This window comes from Butyrivibrio sp. FC2001 (assembly GCF_000424125.1).
In the GTDB taxonomy this organism is placed as follows: domain Bacteria; phylum Bacillota; class Clostridia; order Lachnospirales; family Lachnospiraceae; genus Butyrivibrio.
Genome location: NZ_AUJH01000027.1, coordinates 22755 through 38541, shown reverse-complemented (window position 1 = coordinate 38541; position 15787 = coordinate 22755). Strand labels below are relative to the sequence as shown.

The window sequence follows — 15787 nt, the reverse complement described above, 5'->3', positions numbered from 1 at the left end:
GAGCGCGGTTGCTGAAGGCAACATATTCCTATCGCGCGAGTGCGCATCCATAGCGGAGCGCTTTTTATGATATAGGAATTTCGGAGAAATTTCTATATCATAAGAACAATTCCACATATTATTCCGATAATCAAGCCTGTAAAATGGCCAATAGAATCTATCTTCTTAGAAGTTGTCATGAGTGCCAGCAAGACAATTGTAGGTATCATGGACTTCAGGCCCGCAAACCCTCTGACAGAGAATGCTATGACCATATAAATCCCGAGAAGTCCGCATATTACGCCTGATGCACCTATGCACAACGTAAATGGCGCCGCCTTTTTATGGATTCTTGCAGATAAAAAGCCGCCAAATAGCATTATTACTGCGTAGCACAAGGCATAGCGCCAGGCTCCCAGCATATGCTCCAGTACTCTTCCGATATTGTATAGAGAGTACATATTGCAGGCGAGGTGCAGAAACTCCTTCTGGGTAAATGCCGCCGTCACTATCCTGTAATACTGCTTTTCCTGAATACTCTTTATATATGATGAGCCCAGCCAGGATATATTCAGCTTCTTTATATTGATCAAAATAAATATCACTATGTTTATCGCTATAATCCCGTATGTGATGGGATAATCTGCAAGGTTAATGGTCTGCATCTCTTCTTCACCGTTTAGTTATGGTATTTGTTATTTTTGCTCATTCATATAATATAACACGAAAAACGACCCGGATTCACCTGGAGGTCTGCTCCGTTTCAATTTACATTACAGAATTAAGATTTCTACACTAATATGTAGCGAAATTAATCAAAAATCCCCAATACAACTGGCATTCCTCATTTACGACACTTCTGTCATTCCATTTTTCCACTCTTCACCCACCCATTTCAAAAAAATTTAAAGTCATCTCTTGACTCTTCCCTTAGGGCACCCTGTAAATTTATATTATCGACAGAAAACAATAAAAATACTTACATAGTTATGCTCAAAGGAGGAGAAAAGGGATGAAACTTTTCATAAATGAAACAGCTAAGGTAAAGACACAGTATTCAAAGGCAAATGGCCTTAACACAAGACTTTCCATTCACGAAAAATATTCAACTAACAAAATGGGACTGGGAAACTGGTTTTTTACTTTATATAACATTGAAAACGGGATGAAGGTGTTAGAGCTTGGCTGTGGCACCGGTGCGATGTGGACAAGCCACAAGGACGAAATAGAAAAATGCTCTGAGATCGTATTCTCCGACTTTTCAGAGAACATGGCAGAAACTGCAAAGACAAATATTGGAACTTTTCCAAATGCAAAGTATCAGGTCATTGATATTCAGGATATCCCCTTCGAGGATGGCTATTTTGATATAGTAATCGCCAACTTCATGTTATATCATGTGCCTGACGTAGAAAAGGCACTTTCTGAAGTCAGCAGAGTCCTCACAAAGGGCGGAGTCTTCTATGCCGGCACCTCCGGAGAGCACGGCGTAATGGAGACTATCGTAAGCTGGCTTGGATTTGAAGGCGTCTATGTTAATACATTTTCGTTGGATAATGGAAAAGAGAGACTTGAAAACCATTTTTCAGATGTGAAGATCATGAAATATGCAGATTCTCTTGAGGTTACAAGCCTTGATGATCTGATGAAATACATATACTCCGGCATCACTTTCAAGAATGCGGTTACTCTCCCGAAGGAAGATGTCAGAGAAATCCTGGAAAGCCACATGGAGAACGGAGTTCTGACTCTTCCCAAGGAGCCCGGAACTTTTGTATCAATAAAGTAATCCTTTTCATTGTCCTTGAGAAAATGGGCAGAGAATAAATCTTTCTCTGCCCATCTCATTTTTTTAATCATCTGTCTCCTTCGCCATAGCCATCGCTACGCCACCAGAATTAAATTTCTGCACCTCTTCGCTGCCAAAGAGCGCCTGCTCATCAAGTTCAAATTCTCTGACTGTATTCTCAGCTTCCATAGCAGTCTCATTCGCGGATGCGCTTTCTTTAAGCTGCTTTATATATCTGCTTTCATAGCCAAGTTCCTTTGAGAGATATATAACACCTGCCAGTTTAAGGACTTCATCCTGCTCAAAAGCGATTTGAGCGTTTTCTTCTATCTTTTTCTCACACATACCGCGGGGATATTGCTTCAAAACATCTACCGCCATAAGGAAATATGCTTCATCAACATCGCTTAGACACTCAAAAAGAAAATCAATCCCCTCCATATTTTTGGGATTCCCAATCACTTTTAACAGCTCTACGCCATTACAAACGCAAAACTCGTTCTGATATTCCTTAAAATCAAGATATCTTGTCAGAGGAACCCTCTTACCGGTAACAGCCGCTGCTGTGCTGGCTATTTCCCTGTCCGATAAAACCCTCTCAAATATAGTGGTACTTATCGCTCCATCCTTGGAGATGGGCCTGTATCGCTGATTCTTGTTATTGTTCTGCCAGTAATTGTGACTGCTACTAACGATAGATTTTTCCCACAAATATCTGACTCTGCCCCAGTCCGCTTTGGAGAGTCTGGACCTCGGGCCTCTTAACGCAGTATTGAATTCAAGCCCGGCTTTGGGCGGAACAGATTTATAGTATTTGCCCCTGTCTTCAAAAAATGTCTCTATCTCGCTCTGAACATGTGGGAGCCAGGCCTTTTTAGGAAGCTTAATGACCATTCCATCTATGGTATACAGCTCGTTTAGCCTCTTGTTGTACCCACAGAGCAAATCTATCGGAAAATATCCGCCCAGGATGCATACCCACTTATCACTTCTGCTCACCTTTATATGTCGGGATTTTTTGCCGCTTTTACTTACATAGTTGCTGAAATTCTCCCTTGCGATCATCTCTTCTGCTTTGCCCTTGCCAAGCATTTTTTCAAAGTGAGGGAATTTGTCATAATTGGTAATTATATGCGGATCACCCTTTTTGTACTTACTCTGTATGCCTACGCACCCATTTTGAGCAAGAATAACATTTATTAGTTCAGGTAAAGCGAATATTACAAGAAAGACAGTGAACACGGGAATAAACATGTCGACTTCCGATGGGAAAGCTCCTTCAATACCCATGAATATCATTCCGGTAATAAAAAAAGAAATAGCCGCCCAGCCTATAATCAGAAATGATATAGCAAGCTGAGCAAATGCTCTTTCATACCATTTTCCATGTTCTATTTTGTCACGTAAGTTTTCATATATGCGATACATCTATTACTCTTTTCATACAAATGGAATATATGCCGCGATAACAGCGACAATCAGTGCCGGATTTTATCTTAAGCCATTCTCCAAATCGCTCAAATGCAGCCTCTATCCCTACGAGCTCTCCTACTATCGTTCCAATGGCAAGGCTTATTACTACCAGTTTTCTCCTAAAAATAGTGCTTTTTTATCAATCCTTCGAAGCTTCAAGCACCAGTTCTTCACCCGGTTTGACGATTATTCTTCCGGGAACCTCGAAGCTTTCAGCCACAGACTGATCAAAGCAGTTGGTCTTATCTGCAGGGATCATGTGATAGGGTATGTTATGCTTTGCGCCTACAGTTTTAGCGCACTCTATAGCTTCTGACACATCCATGTTGTAAACTCCGTCACAGCAGAAAAATGCATAATCAAGCTTTCTGTCTGCCAGTTCCTTCATCTGCGGAGTTGTAGAAGTATCTCCTGAAAGATACAGAGTCACACCATTTGAAAAAGTGAGGATATATCCCACACATTCCTTCGCATCGTGGTTCTTGTTGTAGCCTGCTTCGACAGCTTCAACCTTCACATATCCAAGATCAAAGCTCTGATGCTGCCCTCCGCTTAAGGCTTCCACCCATGTGATAGTCTCGCAATCTGCATTCTTCGCAGCTATCGTATCTGTCTGAGTGTGATCAAAATGTCCATGTGTCATGAGAATAAGATCTGCCGGTACATCATAGCCTTCTCCTGCGAATGGATCCACGTAGATCACCTTTCCCTCAGATGTAGTAATTCTCATGCTTGCATGTCCCTGATACAAAAGTTTTGCTGCTCCCATTTCATCTCCTCCATTTTCTGCTTCTTCCGTTACAGGAAGAGCCTCCTGATCCTGCATGGTTTTATCATCTGTATTCGGTTCAGAATCACCTTTTTCAATATCCCCTGTCCAGTCGATAATTCCACCGAACTCATAAACCTGCGAATATCCCATATCCGCAAGCTTTTGCGCCGCTTCTTTACTGCGTCTTCCGCTTCGACAGTATACAAGGATAATCTGGCCGAAGTCAGGAAGCTCCACAGGCGGTTCCACATCGATGCTTTCATTAGGAATGAGAATTGCGCCAGGAATATGTCCCTCTGCGTACTCATCCTCCCGGCGGACGTCGACGATAACATGGCCATCGTCCTTTGCCATCATCTCTTTTGCTTCGTCCTGGGATATCTGCGTATACATGAATGTTTGAAACATTCCATCACCGTCCATAACCTGCCCCTTTTCGCCACAGGCTGTGAATAGTAAAAGGAACATCATCACAAAAGTAAGCCACCATTTTTTCATCATTTATCTGTACCTTATCCCTAAAACATCTATGAATCTCTCCAATTCACCACCGTGCGATCAATAGCAATCCCAGGTGAAAAATACTTTATCAAAATTCTGATTCTTTAAATTTTCTTCATCTATGAAGAAACCGCCAACTCCGGAGTCTCCCCACATGATATCCTGGCCTTCCGAATCCATCTGGAAAAGAAGGATATCGTTTTCACCATCACATCGAGGATCGTCCTGAGTAAAGAATGGATATCCGAAGATCTTATGTCCTGTTCCGCCGCAAAAAGCCTCTGACAGATGATCATAGTCCTTCTCATCCATAAAACTGTAAAGCTTGTAGAAGCCCTTTATCTCTACCTTGTCCATATCAACGTTATAGAGCTCTCTTAACTTCTCTGCCACTGCCTTTTCAAAGGTATTGCATCTTTCGTTAATGAACTCCTCACCTTCAGAAAATGTAAGGCTGTAGCTCTTATAAAGCGGCATATACTCGTCATTATCTGAGCTCAGATCACTCTCAGCCCTTATTCCAAGCGCTTTTACGCTTTCTTCAGTAACAGAAGGATCGATGTCCTTATGATAAATAACCCTGAAGCCATTCTCGTCATCGTATCCGTTTACATCATCGCAGCTTATAAAATACTGCAGAAGACCTGAATCCGGAAGACGCGGGTCTCTAACATCAGATAGGTTTATCTGCGCAAGGAGTATAAGCCTTTCGTCATGTGAATTTACTGGATACTCCATGCCTGCCGGCCAGTAAGGATAGCCACCAAATTTGCTATCTGTTATCTTCAGCTCATTATTTTCAGTTGTTTCTATATTTATGACCTTTCTTACGGTCTCCTTTTTAATGTTCTCAATTATAACGTCGAGCTTTTCTCTTGAAATAACAAGCTTGTTATCTTCTACATAGACATCGTCCGAATCCCCCGCTTTGTCATTGGTGTCGAGCTTGAAATCAATCTCAACTTCCTTTACTTCACCGGAAGTAAGTGCCTTAATTATGCTAAAAATCCCCATTCCCAACTACTCCTTTTTCTTTTTCCTACTTCAATATACTTAATAGCCCTCAAAACAGCAATACTAAAAAAACTATTAAATAAGCATGGCCGGTAATCTATTGAAAAAGGAAAAACTCCTGAAGAAGCTTTCGCAGACATCGCCGGCAAAGAAAAAATCAAAGAAATAAAGATCGGTGATAACACCACAGAAATCGGCGCCGAAGCATGCAGAAACCTTCCTTCACTTAAAAAGGTAACTCTTGGCAAAAATGTAAAAAAGATCGGAAAGAAGGCATTTGTCAAGTGCAAAAAGCTTAAGAATCTAACTGTAAAGTCAAAAAAGCTCACCAAAAAAAGCTGCATTGGCAAGAACGCTTTTACCGGAACCAATAAAAAACTCAAGATCAAAATTAAAGTATCTAAAGGAAAGGCCAAAGCTTCTATCATTAAAGTTTTCAAACAGAAAAAGATTGGTTATAAGAGCACCTGGACTCTATGAGAATCTCCGTATCTCGTATTATAAAGAATTGGCCTTTCCTACGCGATGTTTTATAGTTTTATAACTTTGGAGTGTAGGATTACTTTTAGAATTGCCCTGGGCTACGCGACTTTTTATAGCTTTATAACTTCTGTAGTGTAGGATTGCCCTTAAAAATTGGTCCGCTCTACGCGATGTTTTATAATTTTATACCTTATGTAACGTAAACCCACTATTAAAATTGGCCTAGTCTACACGTCTTTCTGTAGATTTATGCCTTTTGACAAGTAATCTTATCCCTAAAAAGATTTTCGGAGCTACTCGACATTATTATCTCTAAGCCATCCGACGCGTAATACCGCTTTCCATCCACATCAATAGCAACCTCAGAAAAAAGCCCCCCGCCACGAAAGGCAGGGGGCCACAATTATATCAGGTCTGCAATAGGTTTTGTCACGAACCCAATATTATCTACATGCTGGAGATAATCATATATGCAGACCATACATATATCATATTTAATTACTTGTTGATAAGTCTCGTTATGTATATTTCTGTTACCTTAGTTGTCTTATCCTTCTTGTCATAATATGTAATTCTAATAAGAAATAATTAGCCGTTTTTTAACAAACTATGTGTCATAAAAATTTTATCACTATTACACACATAATGTAAAGGCGCTCAAACACTGTATTCCTGCTATTTGGTAAATTTTATAAAATATTTATAATTACGCTATATCGTAATTTTACATATAGTGATCACTACTAAGCCTTAGAATGTCACTGTATTTCCTGCCGGAACATATACATCCTTCTCCCCATAAGAAAACCATAATCCCCTGGAAGTCGGATTTTTGCACATGTTCATATCTGTATTGAAAATGAGCTGTGAAAAGGCATTACAGTAATCATATATCTCGATATTTGTGGCATACCAGATATCATCCCTATTTGCCATATATCCGCAGAACTCCTCTATCACGCCCCAATTATCGAACTGTTCAAATTCGTAGCTGTGTCCCCAGAGATAAAACAGCATCGGATCCCACCAATCCTTGATCTCTGCAAATCTTTTTGCCAGATTCATAAGCTCCGGATCCGCATGATGACAGGTTGCAGGAAGACGTAACCAGTCAGTGGGAAGATGAAAATCATGTGTTGAATGTACGGTTCTTGCGTAGCAGATGCCGCAGTTTTTAAGAATCTCAACGCTTGCATCATCATATGCGCCATAAGGATACGCAAAGCCCCTTACAAAGGTGCCGAAGGTTTCCTCCAGTTCCTTCCTGTCCTGCAATATCTCGTAAGTTGCGATATTTCCCGGAAGTCCCACAAGGGAGGCATGAGTGTAGGCATGTGCTGCTATCTCCCAGCTGCTGTTTTTATATACCTCCTTAACACGTCTTCTGGACATACGTCTGTGGATGGTGCCGGGTTCATATACCACATCCTCCTTGGCAAAAGCTCCGCTGTTTAAGTTAAAGGTGCCCTTTATGCCATTCTTCTCTGCAATTTCTATAAGTCTCTCGTCCTGCTCCACGCCATCGTCGTAGCTTAAAGTAAGCGCCTTGGGAAGTCCTCCCGGAAAACGCATTATCATATTTGCCATATTCAGTAATTCTCCTATGTTATGTCTATCTTTTAATAAGAAGATTATATCGAAAAAAAGAGCGGCTTACTCATCACAAATGAATGTAAGCTGCCCATTTAATGCTAATCTTACTATGTCCTAAAACACTCTATTTATAAACCTAAAAGACATTCCCGATTGATTTAAGATTATCACTTCTGTAAAATGTTTATATATAATATCGAATGTAAATATATATTATCCGCCAAAATTTTCAGAGGGCGACAAGGAGCGGCAAAATGAGCGAGACAAACAAAACTACATCAGAGGATCTTTACAAGCTACTTCTTGAGGACATCAGAATAACTGATGATAAGCGCTTCAAGGTAGATAAATCCGTTGAAAAAATCAGAAACTCAATCATTAAAGGCTTTGAAGAGCAGGTCTTTTTCGAGACTGAAGGTTTAGGCGACCCTGTCTCATACAAAAGAGCTGCGGAAAAATCCCTAATGTATTACATTTCTTCCGGAGATATTGCGAAGGTCATCTCTCTTATCAACAGCTTTGATCCTACGGAAAATCACTATCAGCCCGGAGAATTCAATGATATAGGAGAAGTCTCCGAAAATCCATTTTTACAGGCTATCAGTATGTTTGTAAGCGGTATCACCCTGTACACAAGAGCTGCTCTGGACGGCGGTCTTCCCGATCATATCGCATATTCACTGAGCGATAACTACATCAAATACGGGCTTATGGTGACAAGCATCCCCAAGCTCAACCACCTGCAGAACTGTGCGCTCTACGACTTTACCTACCAGGTGCACAACTACAAATACAGGAACTGCGGTCTTTATGTAAAAAAATGCTGCGAATACATATACAGACACCTCCACACAAAGATCACCCTTTCGGATTTAGCTGCGATTGTTGGGAAAAGTGAAGGCTATGTCTCCAAAATTTTCGAGCAGGAGCTTTCCGTAAGGCCTACGGTTTTCATACGAGACAGGAAAATAGAGTATGCGGCCCATGCACTTGAAATTACGGACATATCCGTTGCTGCCCTCTCTGATCTCTTATCATTCCCGAGTACCAGTGCCTTCATAACATATTTCAAGCAAAAATACGGCTGTACTCCGCTTGAATACAAGAAAACGCACTACAACAAAAAAGAATCCTGATAAATAAAAAGCAAGTAGGAAATTTCATTGTGAAAAATTTTCTACTTGTTTTTTTCTGAAAAAATATGCTTTAATATATTACAGTTCTATTTATCTAAGACATTCCGTTTTGTAATTAGACATCCCGACAAATTTATTATTTTTCCGGTAATATTCCGGATTTTTCAAGTTGCTTATTTAACACCATAGGCGCTTTATTTTCATGCGCCGAAATTGCATTACGAAGAGAGGACTTATGAAAAAAACAAGTTTATTTGCCCCTGTTGATATGACAGAGGGAACACCGGTAAAACAAATAATAACATTTACTATTCCCATGCTACTTGGCAACATCGCCCAGCAGCTCTACAACACAGCCGACAGTATAATCGTTGGCCGTTTTGTCGGCGATAACGCCCTTGCAGCCGTTGGAAGTGCAGGCCCTTTACTGAATCTTATGCTTGTACTTTTTATGGGAATTTCAGTAGGTGCTTCAATTATGGTTTCCCAGTATTTTGGTGCAAGAAAAAGGGAGGATCTTTCAAGGACAATCGGTGCAAGCATAACCCTTACCGGAATTGCATCACTTTTTATCATGCTTGTGGGACCGATAATAACAAGGCCAATCCTAGAACTACTTGGCACACCTGAAAGCATCATCGACTGGTGCACCAGCTATCTCTGGATAATCTTCATTGGAATTGCGGGCAGCGGCTATTACAACATCATGAACGGTGTCCTGAGGGGACTTGGCGATTCCGTATCAGCACTCATTTACCTTCTTGTAGCCACTTTTCTTAATATCGGCCTTGACCTTGTATTCGTGGCATATCTTGGTATGGGCGTTGCAGGCGTAGCCCTTGCTACAGTAATTGCACAGTTTGTATCAGCATTTTTATCAATCTGGAAGCTTACGAGAATGTCCGAAGTTTTCGATTTTAAGAAGGAATATCTTTTACCTGAAAAGAAGTATTCCGGTGAACTGATAAGACTGGGCTTCCCTTCAGGTGTTACACAGGCTATCTTTTCAATGTCAATGATTGTTGTTCAGAACCTCACCAACACCTTTGGCGCACAGTACATTGCTGCGAATGTAATCGTTATGCGTGTTGATGGCTTTGTAATGCTACCTGCCTTCTCCTTCGGTTCTGCCATGACAACCTTTGCAGGTCAGAATATTGGAGCAGGAAAAATGGAAAGAGTTGAACATGGCGCAAAAAGCGGAACCATCGCAGCCATGGCAATCTCCGCATTTCTCTCAGTATTGATCCTTATTTTCGGAAGATTTATCATGGGTATTTTCACAAGTACTGAAGAACTTATCACCTTGAGTTATAATATGATGAGGATCCTGATAATCGGATATATTGCGATGGAAGTCACTCAGTGCCTATCCGGCATCATGCGCGGCGCGGGTGACACCACAACTCCTATGTGGATATCGATGTTTTCATCTATCCTCATGAGAGTTCCCATGGCGTACATATTCGTTTATCTCACCAAGTCTCCCGATCTTCCACAGGGGAACTGCTATATGATGCAGATGTCCATGCTGGTTACCTGGACAATTGGTGCATTCATCACCTACATGACTTATAAGAGAGGAAAATGGAAAACAAAGGCTATATGAATGACAACTCACTGATCCGTTTTATTGCACTAAATATCGCAGTCCTGTGCATTGGCCTGTCTTTAATTCAGCTTGGCGCCGCCAAAGACTTTGAAGACTATGTCTCTGTTCCTGCATATATTGACAATGTCTCATCAAAAATAAGATATTCAAGAAAAGGCGCAAAAACAGAGTACACCTTTGATGTTCACTGGTTCTACGAAGGCACTGAGCATATAACAACCAAGAAAACTTATGTTGATGCACCGGATTACAACCTTACCGAAGTGAGAGTTAATCCCGCCACAATGGAAATGTCACTTGGAAGCGTCCAAGGAAGTATTGATGGAGCGCTCCTTACTGCCTGCGTGTCAGCAATTTCTCTTTTTATATGGCTGATCTTCTTTCTATTCTCAAAGAACAGGAAAAAAAAAGTGCTTGGAAACTGTAATATTTCCATAGGAATCGGCATTGTAGGTCTTCCTATATGCCTCCTATGTACGTATGCGGTTTTATCGGATAGCCGGTATTACTCCAGCGCTCCTCCAATAATAATGCTGGATATCTGCTTTGCCATATCACTTTTAGCAGGAATATTAGTAAAGAAAACGGTCAGGAAATGCTTTGCCTGATTTATGATAACAAAGAGGACAGCGTTACGAAATATAAGGTAAAATGTAAAGATCAGTTCATCTTTAAGAGCCTGTTTTTATGAAAAAACATCCCACACTCTTATATACTTTTAAGGGTGTGGGATGTTTAAATTTTTAATGGTATTTAGAAGATCTTTACGGACTTCTTCAAAAACTCATTTAAATAAGTCAGCTTATTGTGAATCTCTCAAGGTTATTATTGATGGTATCAACCGCGTCGGAAACAGAGGTTGCAGCAGATGATACATTTTCTGACGATGAGGCAACGCCTTGGGCTGCAGCTGTTACTCTTTCAACGTTGTCTGCAATTTCCTGTGTGGATGCGGACTGCTCTTCAGATACTGAAGCCATGTTGGTAGCAACGTCATTGACCTTGTTCATCTGCTCGGCCATTTCTACAAGGATATCATTGGCATCGGACAATTCCTGAGTGATCTCTTTAAAGGTTGTAGCTGCAACATTTACGGTATCAGCACTGTTATTGATAAGAGTAGTATTGGTCTCGGATTTTTCAGAAAGCATCTGCACCTTCTGGGACATATCCTTTATAATTTCACCGATCTGGTTAGTAGCATCTGCTGAATTCTGAGCAAGTGTTCCAATCTCGGAAGCAACAACCGCAAATCCTTTTCCAGCTTCACCTGCTCTTGCTGCCTCGATGGAAGCGTTGAGTGAAAGGAGATTGGTCTGGGAGGAAATAGAGTTGATAAGGTCAATGATCTGATTGATCTTATCGGCAGCTTCGTCAACGTTTTTAACGGCATCTGCCATATCCTTCATGGAGTCAACGATGTCGGACATTCCGTTTGCTACGCTAGACATATCATGCTGACCGCTTTCAGCCTTTTTAACAAGTTCATTCATAGAAGCTTCAATCTGGGCTTCCTGATCTGTAACATTGGATACGGTCTGAGCCAGAACGGTTGCATTTTCAGCAACTTCATTTACGGCGCTGGCCATATTTTCAATGTTTTCTTTGATCTGAGTCATGCTTGCGGACTGATTGTTAGCGGCCTCTTCCAGATTCTCTGCTGTATCCTTGGAATTCTGTGCATCACCCATAAGCTTTCCGGATACATCTTTTATCTCTGTAAGCGATGAGCGCATACCTGTTATGAACTCTCCCATAGCTCTGTTCATGTAAGCAATTTCGTCATCACCCTTAGTGGTGATATCAACTGTAAAGTCACCGCTCGAAATCTTTTCAATGTTTTCGGTAAGGGCTGTGACAGGTTTCTTGATCATCCTCTGAAGTACCTGAGAGATTATGATAATAATCACAACAATCGATACTAAGGATACAATGACAAGAGCCAGAATGAGTTGATTTAATACTGCCAGAACTTCGTTCTGTTTTGCATATATAACAACTCTCCAGTCAGTACCGCTAACCTTGGATGTTACTGAATAGAAGGTCTGTCCATCTGCCTTAAATGAGTGAACAGGACCTGTGTCACTTTCACTATTTGCGGCATCATCACTAACAATTGCACCTATATTGGAAATAAATGCATTGTTTGAAAGTTCGGAAACATTTTTGCCGTTTAATGAAGGATCATCTCTGTATGAAAGAATGAGTCCCTGAGGTGTAAGCAACATCGCACCACCGGTTTCATAGAGTTTAATCTGGTTAAGACTTTCCTGAGAGCCTGACAGGAAAAGATCCGCTGCGAAGCATCCCTCACGCCCGTCCTTTAAATGAATGTGTCTGATAACTGTCGCACACAGATCACCTGTTACTGTGTCAAAATATGGGACGTCATAAAAGTAGAACCAACTGTTGTCATAGCCTAAAGACTGTGTATACCAGGGCTTTTCAGTGATGCCTTCCATCTGAAAATCAGGCTGGCTTGGATAGATGAAGGTTTCATCGTTTAGCGCAATATAAGCTCCTGTGGGAAGCATTTTATATCTGCCTACAGTTCCTATCATATATTGCATAAGCTCATCGTTGCTGTTATATTGATTCTGCTCAACAGCATCGGCAACACCATTTAGGTAATAGAATGTTGCATTAAGCTCTTTGTTTATCTCACCGGCATCACTTGAAACCTTATTAGTCAAAGTGGAGTCGATAAGATTCTTGACAAGCCCGTAGCCCATGGTAATCACGATGGTTTCGCTTACCAGAATGCTCAGCACAAGAAGCCCCACAAACAGAATGGACAACCTGACGCTTATGGCCTTTACTTTTTCTTTTTTTCCGGTTTTATCGGTGCTACTCATGATCAAATAACCTCCTATCAGTCAATATGTGCAACGCTACTATTTAGTATAAAATACAATAGTTTACAACATATAAATAATGTCTGTAGGAATTGTTAAATATAAGTGATAATTCTATAATTTTACCACTCAGCTTGCGATTTTAGGATATTTGCCCATGACTATGCACAGACTACTGTTCGCTTATCCTGATTTACGATAAATACATTGGCGTCAAAATCCCAAGTATAGGAATTGTAGTCTTCCATATACTTTTTTGCCGGAAAAAAAGACACTATTCTTAAAAATAGTGCTTTTTTGAATAGTTTGATTATATAATTTCTTACCTTATATAACTGACACTGTCCTCTTTTTTTGTACTTCTCTATTTGATTATTTGTCCAATTTCATAATCAATCAACTTATATAACCAACTGTTCAAATCCGGAAAAACAAAACCTGCTTTCTCAGCTTTTTCTGTGCTAAAGCTAAGTGTATCTTTACGTCCATTAAAGGGTGCTGCGTCACCATCCTCAGTAAGAATAGCTTTTTTGCCAAGTTTCTTTTCGATATAACTGATAATCTCAGAAATCTTTACAGTTCCACTTGAGCAGCCATTAACTGCGCCATTAATAGGATGATCAGCAAGATATGCAATAAATTCTCCAGCATCTTTCTCATGTATAAAAGCCATTGCTTCATCGAGATCATCTACAAACATAGCCTGTTCATTATTTATGTGTTCAATATAAAAGCACAGTCTTCTGGTATAATCATTTTCTCCAAGGACAATCGGATATCGTACAAAAGTGCAGGCCGAAGGGGCCATGTATTCCAAGACAGCTCTCTCGGCATTACGCTTTGTCGTTGCATAGTCCTTGATCCTGTCCATCCACACCAAGGGATAGTCACTTGTCACAAACTCGTCTTCACAAATATTTGCATGTTCATTTAGATAAACAGAGCATGTAGACATCTGAATATATCTTTCACAGATGACGTTTTCCAAAAGTGTTTTCACGTCGTTTGAGCTATAGGCAATCTTATCAATGATAACATCAAACTTCTGATTTTCTAAAGCTCTTTTGACACTTGATGAATCCATCCGATCGAGAGTCACATAGTTTACCTCGCCTTCAAAATCCACCTTAGCATTTCCTCTTGTAGCAATGGTCACATCATGTCCTTTTGTCAGCAATGCATTTACCATAGGAATCCCAAAATATCTAGTCCCGCCAACAACCAGTATTTTCATACGTTTTCTCCCTGTTTTTTCAACAAATTATTATCTATGATATACTTCAGATTCGTCGGATTAAGCATCCATGGCTTCGTCCGTTTGCCATTTATATAATCTGCAATCTCCTGCTTTTCATCATCCGACAATGCATCAGCACTTACAAATCTTTCTACATTCATATGAAGATCATATTTCTATCGCAGCTGTGCTATGGTCTGCATATTTCCTTTTTCTGCTCTGATCTTATCGGCAGTTCCACTGCTTTCCATTTCCTCTGCCATTCTTATCCACCTACTTTCTAATTAATCTGTTTTCCCATGCTGGTAAATGACTTGTTATAGGTTTTCCTTCTGTATTCCTTAGGCGTAACGCCTTCATATTTTTTGAAAAGTGCAGAAAAATGACTCTCCCCGGCGAATCCCAGATATTCAGCTATATCTGTGCAGCTGTACTCGTTGTAGGAAAGAAGATATTTTGCTGCTGTAAGCTTCTTATGTCTGATATAATCCGATACTGACATCCCGACCTCTTTTGCAAAAACCGTAGACAACCAGGACGCATTCATCTCATGCTCATCAGCAAGCATCTGTACAGTTATCCTGTCATGCAAATGGTTTTCAATATAGTCCATGCACTGGAGAATCTTTGGTGAATACTCCTTGTACAGGTCGTGATACCCCTTCATCCTTTCAGCATAATCAAGCATCATTTCCTCATATAATGCCTTGATATCATCTACTGAATTCATGGCATCCATTCTGCGTATATACAGATCCGACAGACCATAGGACTCATCTGACGGCATACCGCCTTCAATGCAGAATCTGCAGCAGGTCGTTATGTTTGAAACGAATAGATATCTCTGCTGCTGAAGTGGAGATTCTGACAGCTTTGGGAAAGTTTTCTTTCTGTGCCTTACAAGAGCCTTCTTCAGTGCAGATATTTCTCCGTTTTTGACCAGCTCAAAGGAGGACATCTCCTGGCTTAATGTCGCATGAACAAATTCCTCTTCGCGCTGCTTAAACAGGTAGTCCGAAAGCGCAGCATCCATTTTTTTAATCACTTTATCCTGCATAAATGTCGTCACCTCTATAAACGCTAGTTCATATCTGACTGAGCCCGGTCGGATACGGGGTCAGTAATCGCCCATAGTACGTGCGATAACGGCCCCCAACTCCTACTGAAGATATTTTATCAAATTGTGAAGGTAGCGCCAAATGCCATGATGGCTTTTCTGTTGCACATTGTTATGCATGAAAGTCTCTCTACAAACTGTGAATAGATCTTCTGAACTGCTGCATCTCTCTGCTCTTTTCTTACTTCTGCTTTTCTTGTATCCTGAACGTCATTAAATCTCATGG

At 40.6% G+C, this 15787-nt stretch carries 16 protein-coding genes; 5 read left to right on the top strand and 11 right to left on the bottom strand.

Going from position 1 to position 15787, the window contains the following annotated elements; translation table 11 throughout:
- Positions 1-92: 92 nt before the first annotated feature.
- A complete protein-coding gene (locus G601_RS0112545) occupies positions 93-644 on the bottom strand; it encodes a rhomboid family intramembrane serine protease (protein ID WP_026665570.1) in 552 nt (183 codons plus the stop codon).
- Positions 645-991: 347 nt separating this feature from the next.
- Here G601_RS0112545 and G601_RS0112540 point away from each other — a divergent pair, with 347 nt between their 5' ends.
- A complete protein-coding gene (locus G601_RS0112540) occupies positions 992-1768 on the top strand; it encodes a class I SAM-dependent methyltransferase (protein WP_035790735.1) in 777 nt (258 codons plus the stop codon).
- Between the two features lie 63 nt (positions 1769-1831).
- Here the strand turns inward: G601_RS0112540 and G601_RS0112535 are convergent, their stop codons facing one another.
- Genes G601_RS0112535 through G601_RS0112525 form a run of 4 tightly spaced genes read right to left on the bottom strand, consistent with a single transcriptional unit; the run spans position 1832 to position 5528 of the window.
- On the bottom strand, positions 1832-3196 hold the full coding sequence (locus G601_RS0112535; protein WP_026665568.1) for a hypothetical protein: 1365 nt from the start codon (positions 3194-3196) through the stop codon (positions 1832-1834).
- Positions 3180-3344, bottom strand: coding sequence for a DUF554 family protein (locus G601_RS27345; protein WP_255346207.1), 165 nt, complete (start codon positions 3342-3344; stop codon positions 3180-3182). Before G601_RS27345 ends, G601_RS0112535 begins: the two co-directional genes overlap by 17 nt.
- A gap of 36 nt (positions 3345-3380) precedes the next feature.
- Positions 3381-4514, bottom strand: coding sequence for a rhodanese-like domain-containing protein (locus G601_RS26895; protein ID WP_242834422.1), 1134 nt, complete (start codon positions 4512-4514; stop codon positions 3381-3383).
- A 57-nt stretch (positions 4515-4571) separates the two neighbouring features.
- Positions 4572-5528, bottom strand: coding sequence for a YwqG family protein (locus G601_RS0112525; protein ID WP_026665566.1), 957 nt, complete (start codon positions 5526-5528; stop codon positions 4572-4574).
- A gap of 99 nt (positions 5529-5627) precedes the next feature.
- Here G601_RS0112525 and G601_RS27445 point away from each other — a divergent pair, with 99 nt between their 5' ends.
- Positions 5628-6008: a leucine-rich repeat protein gene (locus G601_RS27445; protein WP_081673521.1), complete on the top strand. Its 381-nt coding sequence runs from the start codon at positions 5628-5630 to the stop codon at positions 6006-6008.
- 753 nt (positions 6009-6761) lie between these two features.
- Here the strand turns inward: G601_RS27445 and G601_RS0112515 are convergent.
- Positions 6762-7598 carry a polysaccharide deacetylase family protein gene (locus G601_RS0112515; RefSeq protein ID WP_026665564.1) on the bottom strand — a complete coding sequence of 279 codons (837 nt, stop codon included), beginning with the start codon at positions 7596-7598 and terminating at the stop codon, positions 6762-6764.
- Between the two features lie 260 nt (positions 7599-7858).
- Here G601_RS0112515 and G601_RS0112510 point away from each other — a divergent pair, with 260 nt between their 5' ends.
- From G601_RS0112510 to G601_RS0112500, 3 genes are all read left to right on the top strand, one after another.
- Positions 7859-8740 carry a helix-turn-helix transcriptional regulator gene (locus G601_RS0112510; RefSeq protein ID WP_026492223.1) on the top strand — a complete coding sequence of 294 codons (882 nt, stop codon included), beginning with the start codon at positions 7859-7861 and terminating at the stop codon, positions 8738-8740.
- A 235-nt stretch (positions 8741-8975) separates the two neighbouring features.
- Positions 8976-10349 carry an MATE family efflux transporter gene (locus G601_RS0112505; protein WP_026665563.1) on the top strand — a complete coding sequence of 458 codons (1374 nt, stop codon included), beginning with the start codon at positions 8976-8978 and terminating at the stop codon, positions 10347-10349.
- Positions 10328-10960: a hypothetical protein gene (locus tag G601_RS0112500; protein WP_026665562.1), complete on the top strand. Its 633-nt coding sequence runs from the start codon at positions 10328-10330 to the stop codon at positions 10958-10960. The genes G601_RS0112505 and G601_RS0112500 overlap by 22 nt, the downstream gene beginning before the upstream one ends.
- Positions 10961-11149: 189 nt before the next feature.
- On the opposite strand, the gene G601_RS0112495 is transcribed toward G601_RS0112500, so the two are convergent.
- From G601_RS0112495 to G601_RS26180, 5 genes are all read right to left on the bottom strand, one after another.
- Positions 11150-13207, bottom strand: coding sequence for a methyl-accepting chemotaxis protein (locus G601_RS0112495; RefSeq protein WP_026665561.1), 2058 nt, complete (start codon positions 13205-13207; stop codon positions 11150-11152).
- A gap of 364 nt (positions 13208-13571) precedes the next feature.
- Positions 13572-14441 (bottom strand): NAD-dependent epimerase/dehydratase family protein, encoded by an 870-nt coding sequence (locus tag G601_RS0112490; protein WP_026665560.1) that lies wholly within the window; start codon positions 14439-14441, stop codon positions 13572-13574.
- On the bottom strand, positions 14438-14605 hold the full coding sequence (locus G601_RS26185) for a hypothetical protein (RefSeq protein ID WP_155834534.1): 168 nt from the start codon (positions 14603-14605) through the stop codon (positions 14438-14440). The genes G601_RS0112490 and G601_RS26185 overlap by 4 nt, the downstream gene beginning before the upstream one ends.
- A gap of 119 nt (positions 14606-14724) precedes the next feature.
- Positions 14725-15489, bottom strand: coding sequence for a helix-turn-helix domain-containing protein (locus G601_RS0112475; protein ID WP_196808890.1), 765 nt, complete (start codon positions 15487-15489; stop codon positions 14725-14727).
- 131 nt (positions 15490-15620) lie between these two features.
- Positions 15621-15785 carry a hypothetical protein gene (locus G601_RS26180; RefSeq protein WP_155829500.1) on the bottom strand — a complete coding sequence of 55 codons (165 nt, stop codon included), beginning with the start codon at positions 15783-15785 and terminating at the stop codon, positions 15621-15623.
- Between the last annotated feature and the right edge of the window lie 2 nt (positions 15786-15787).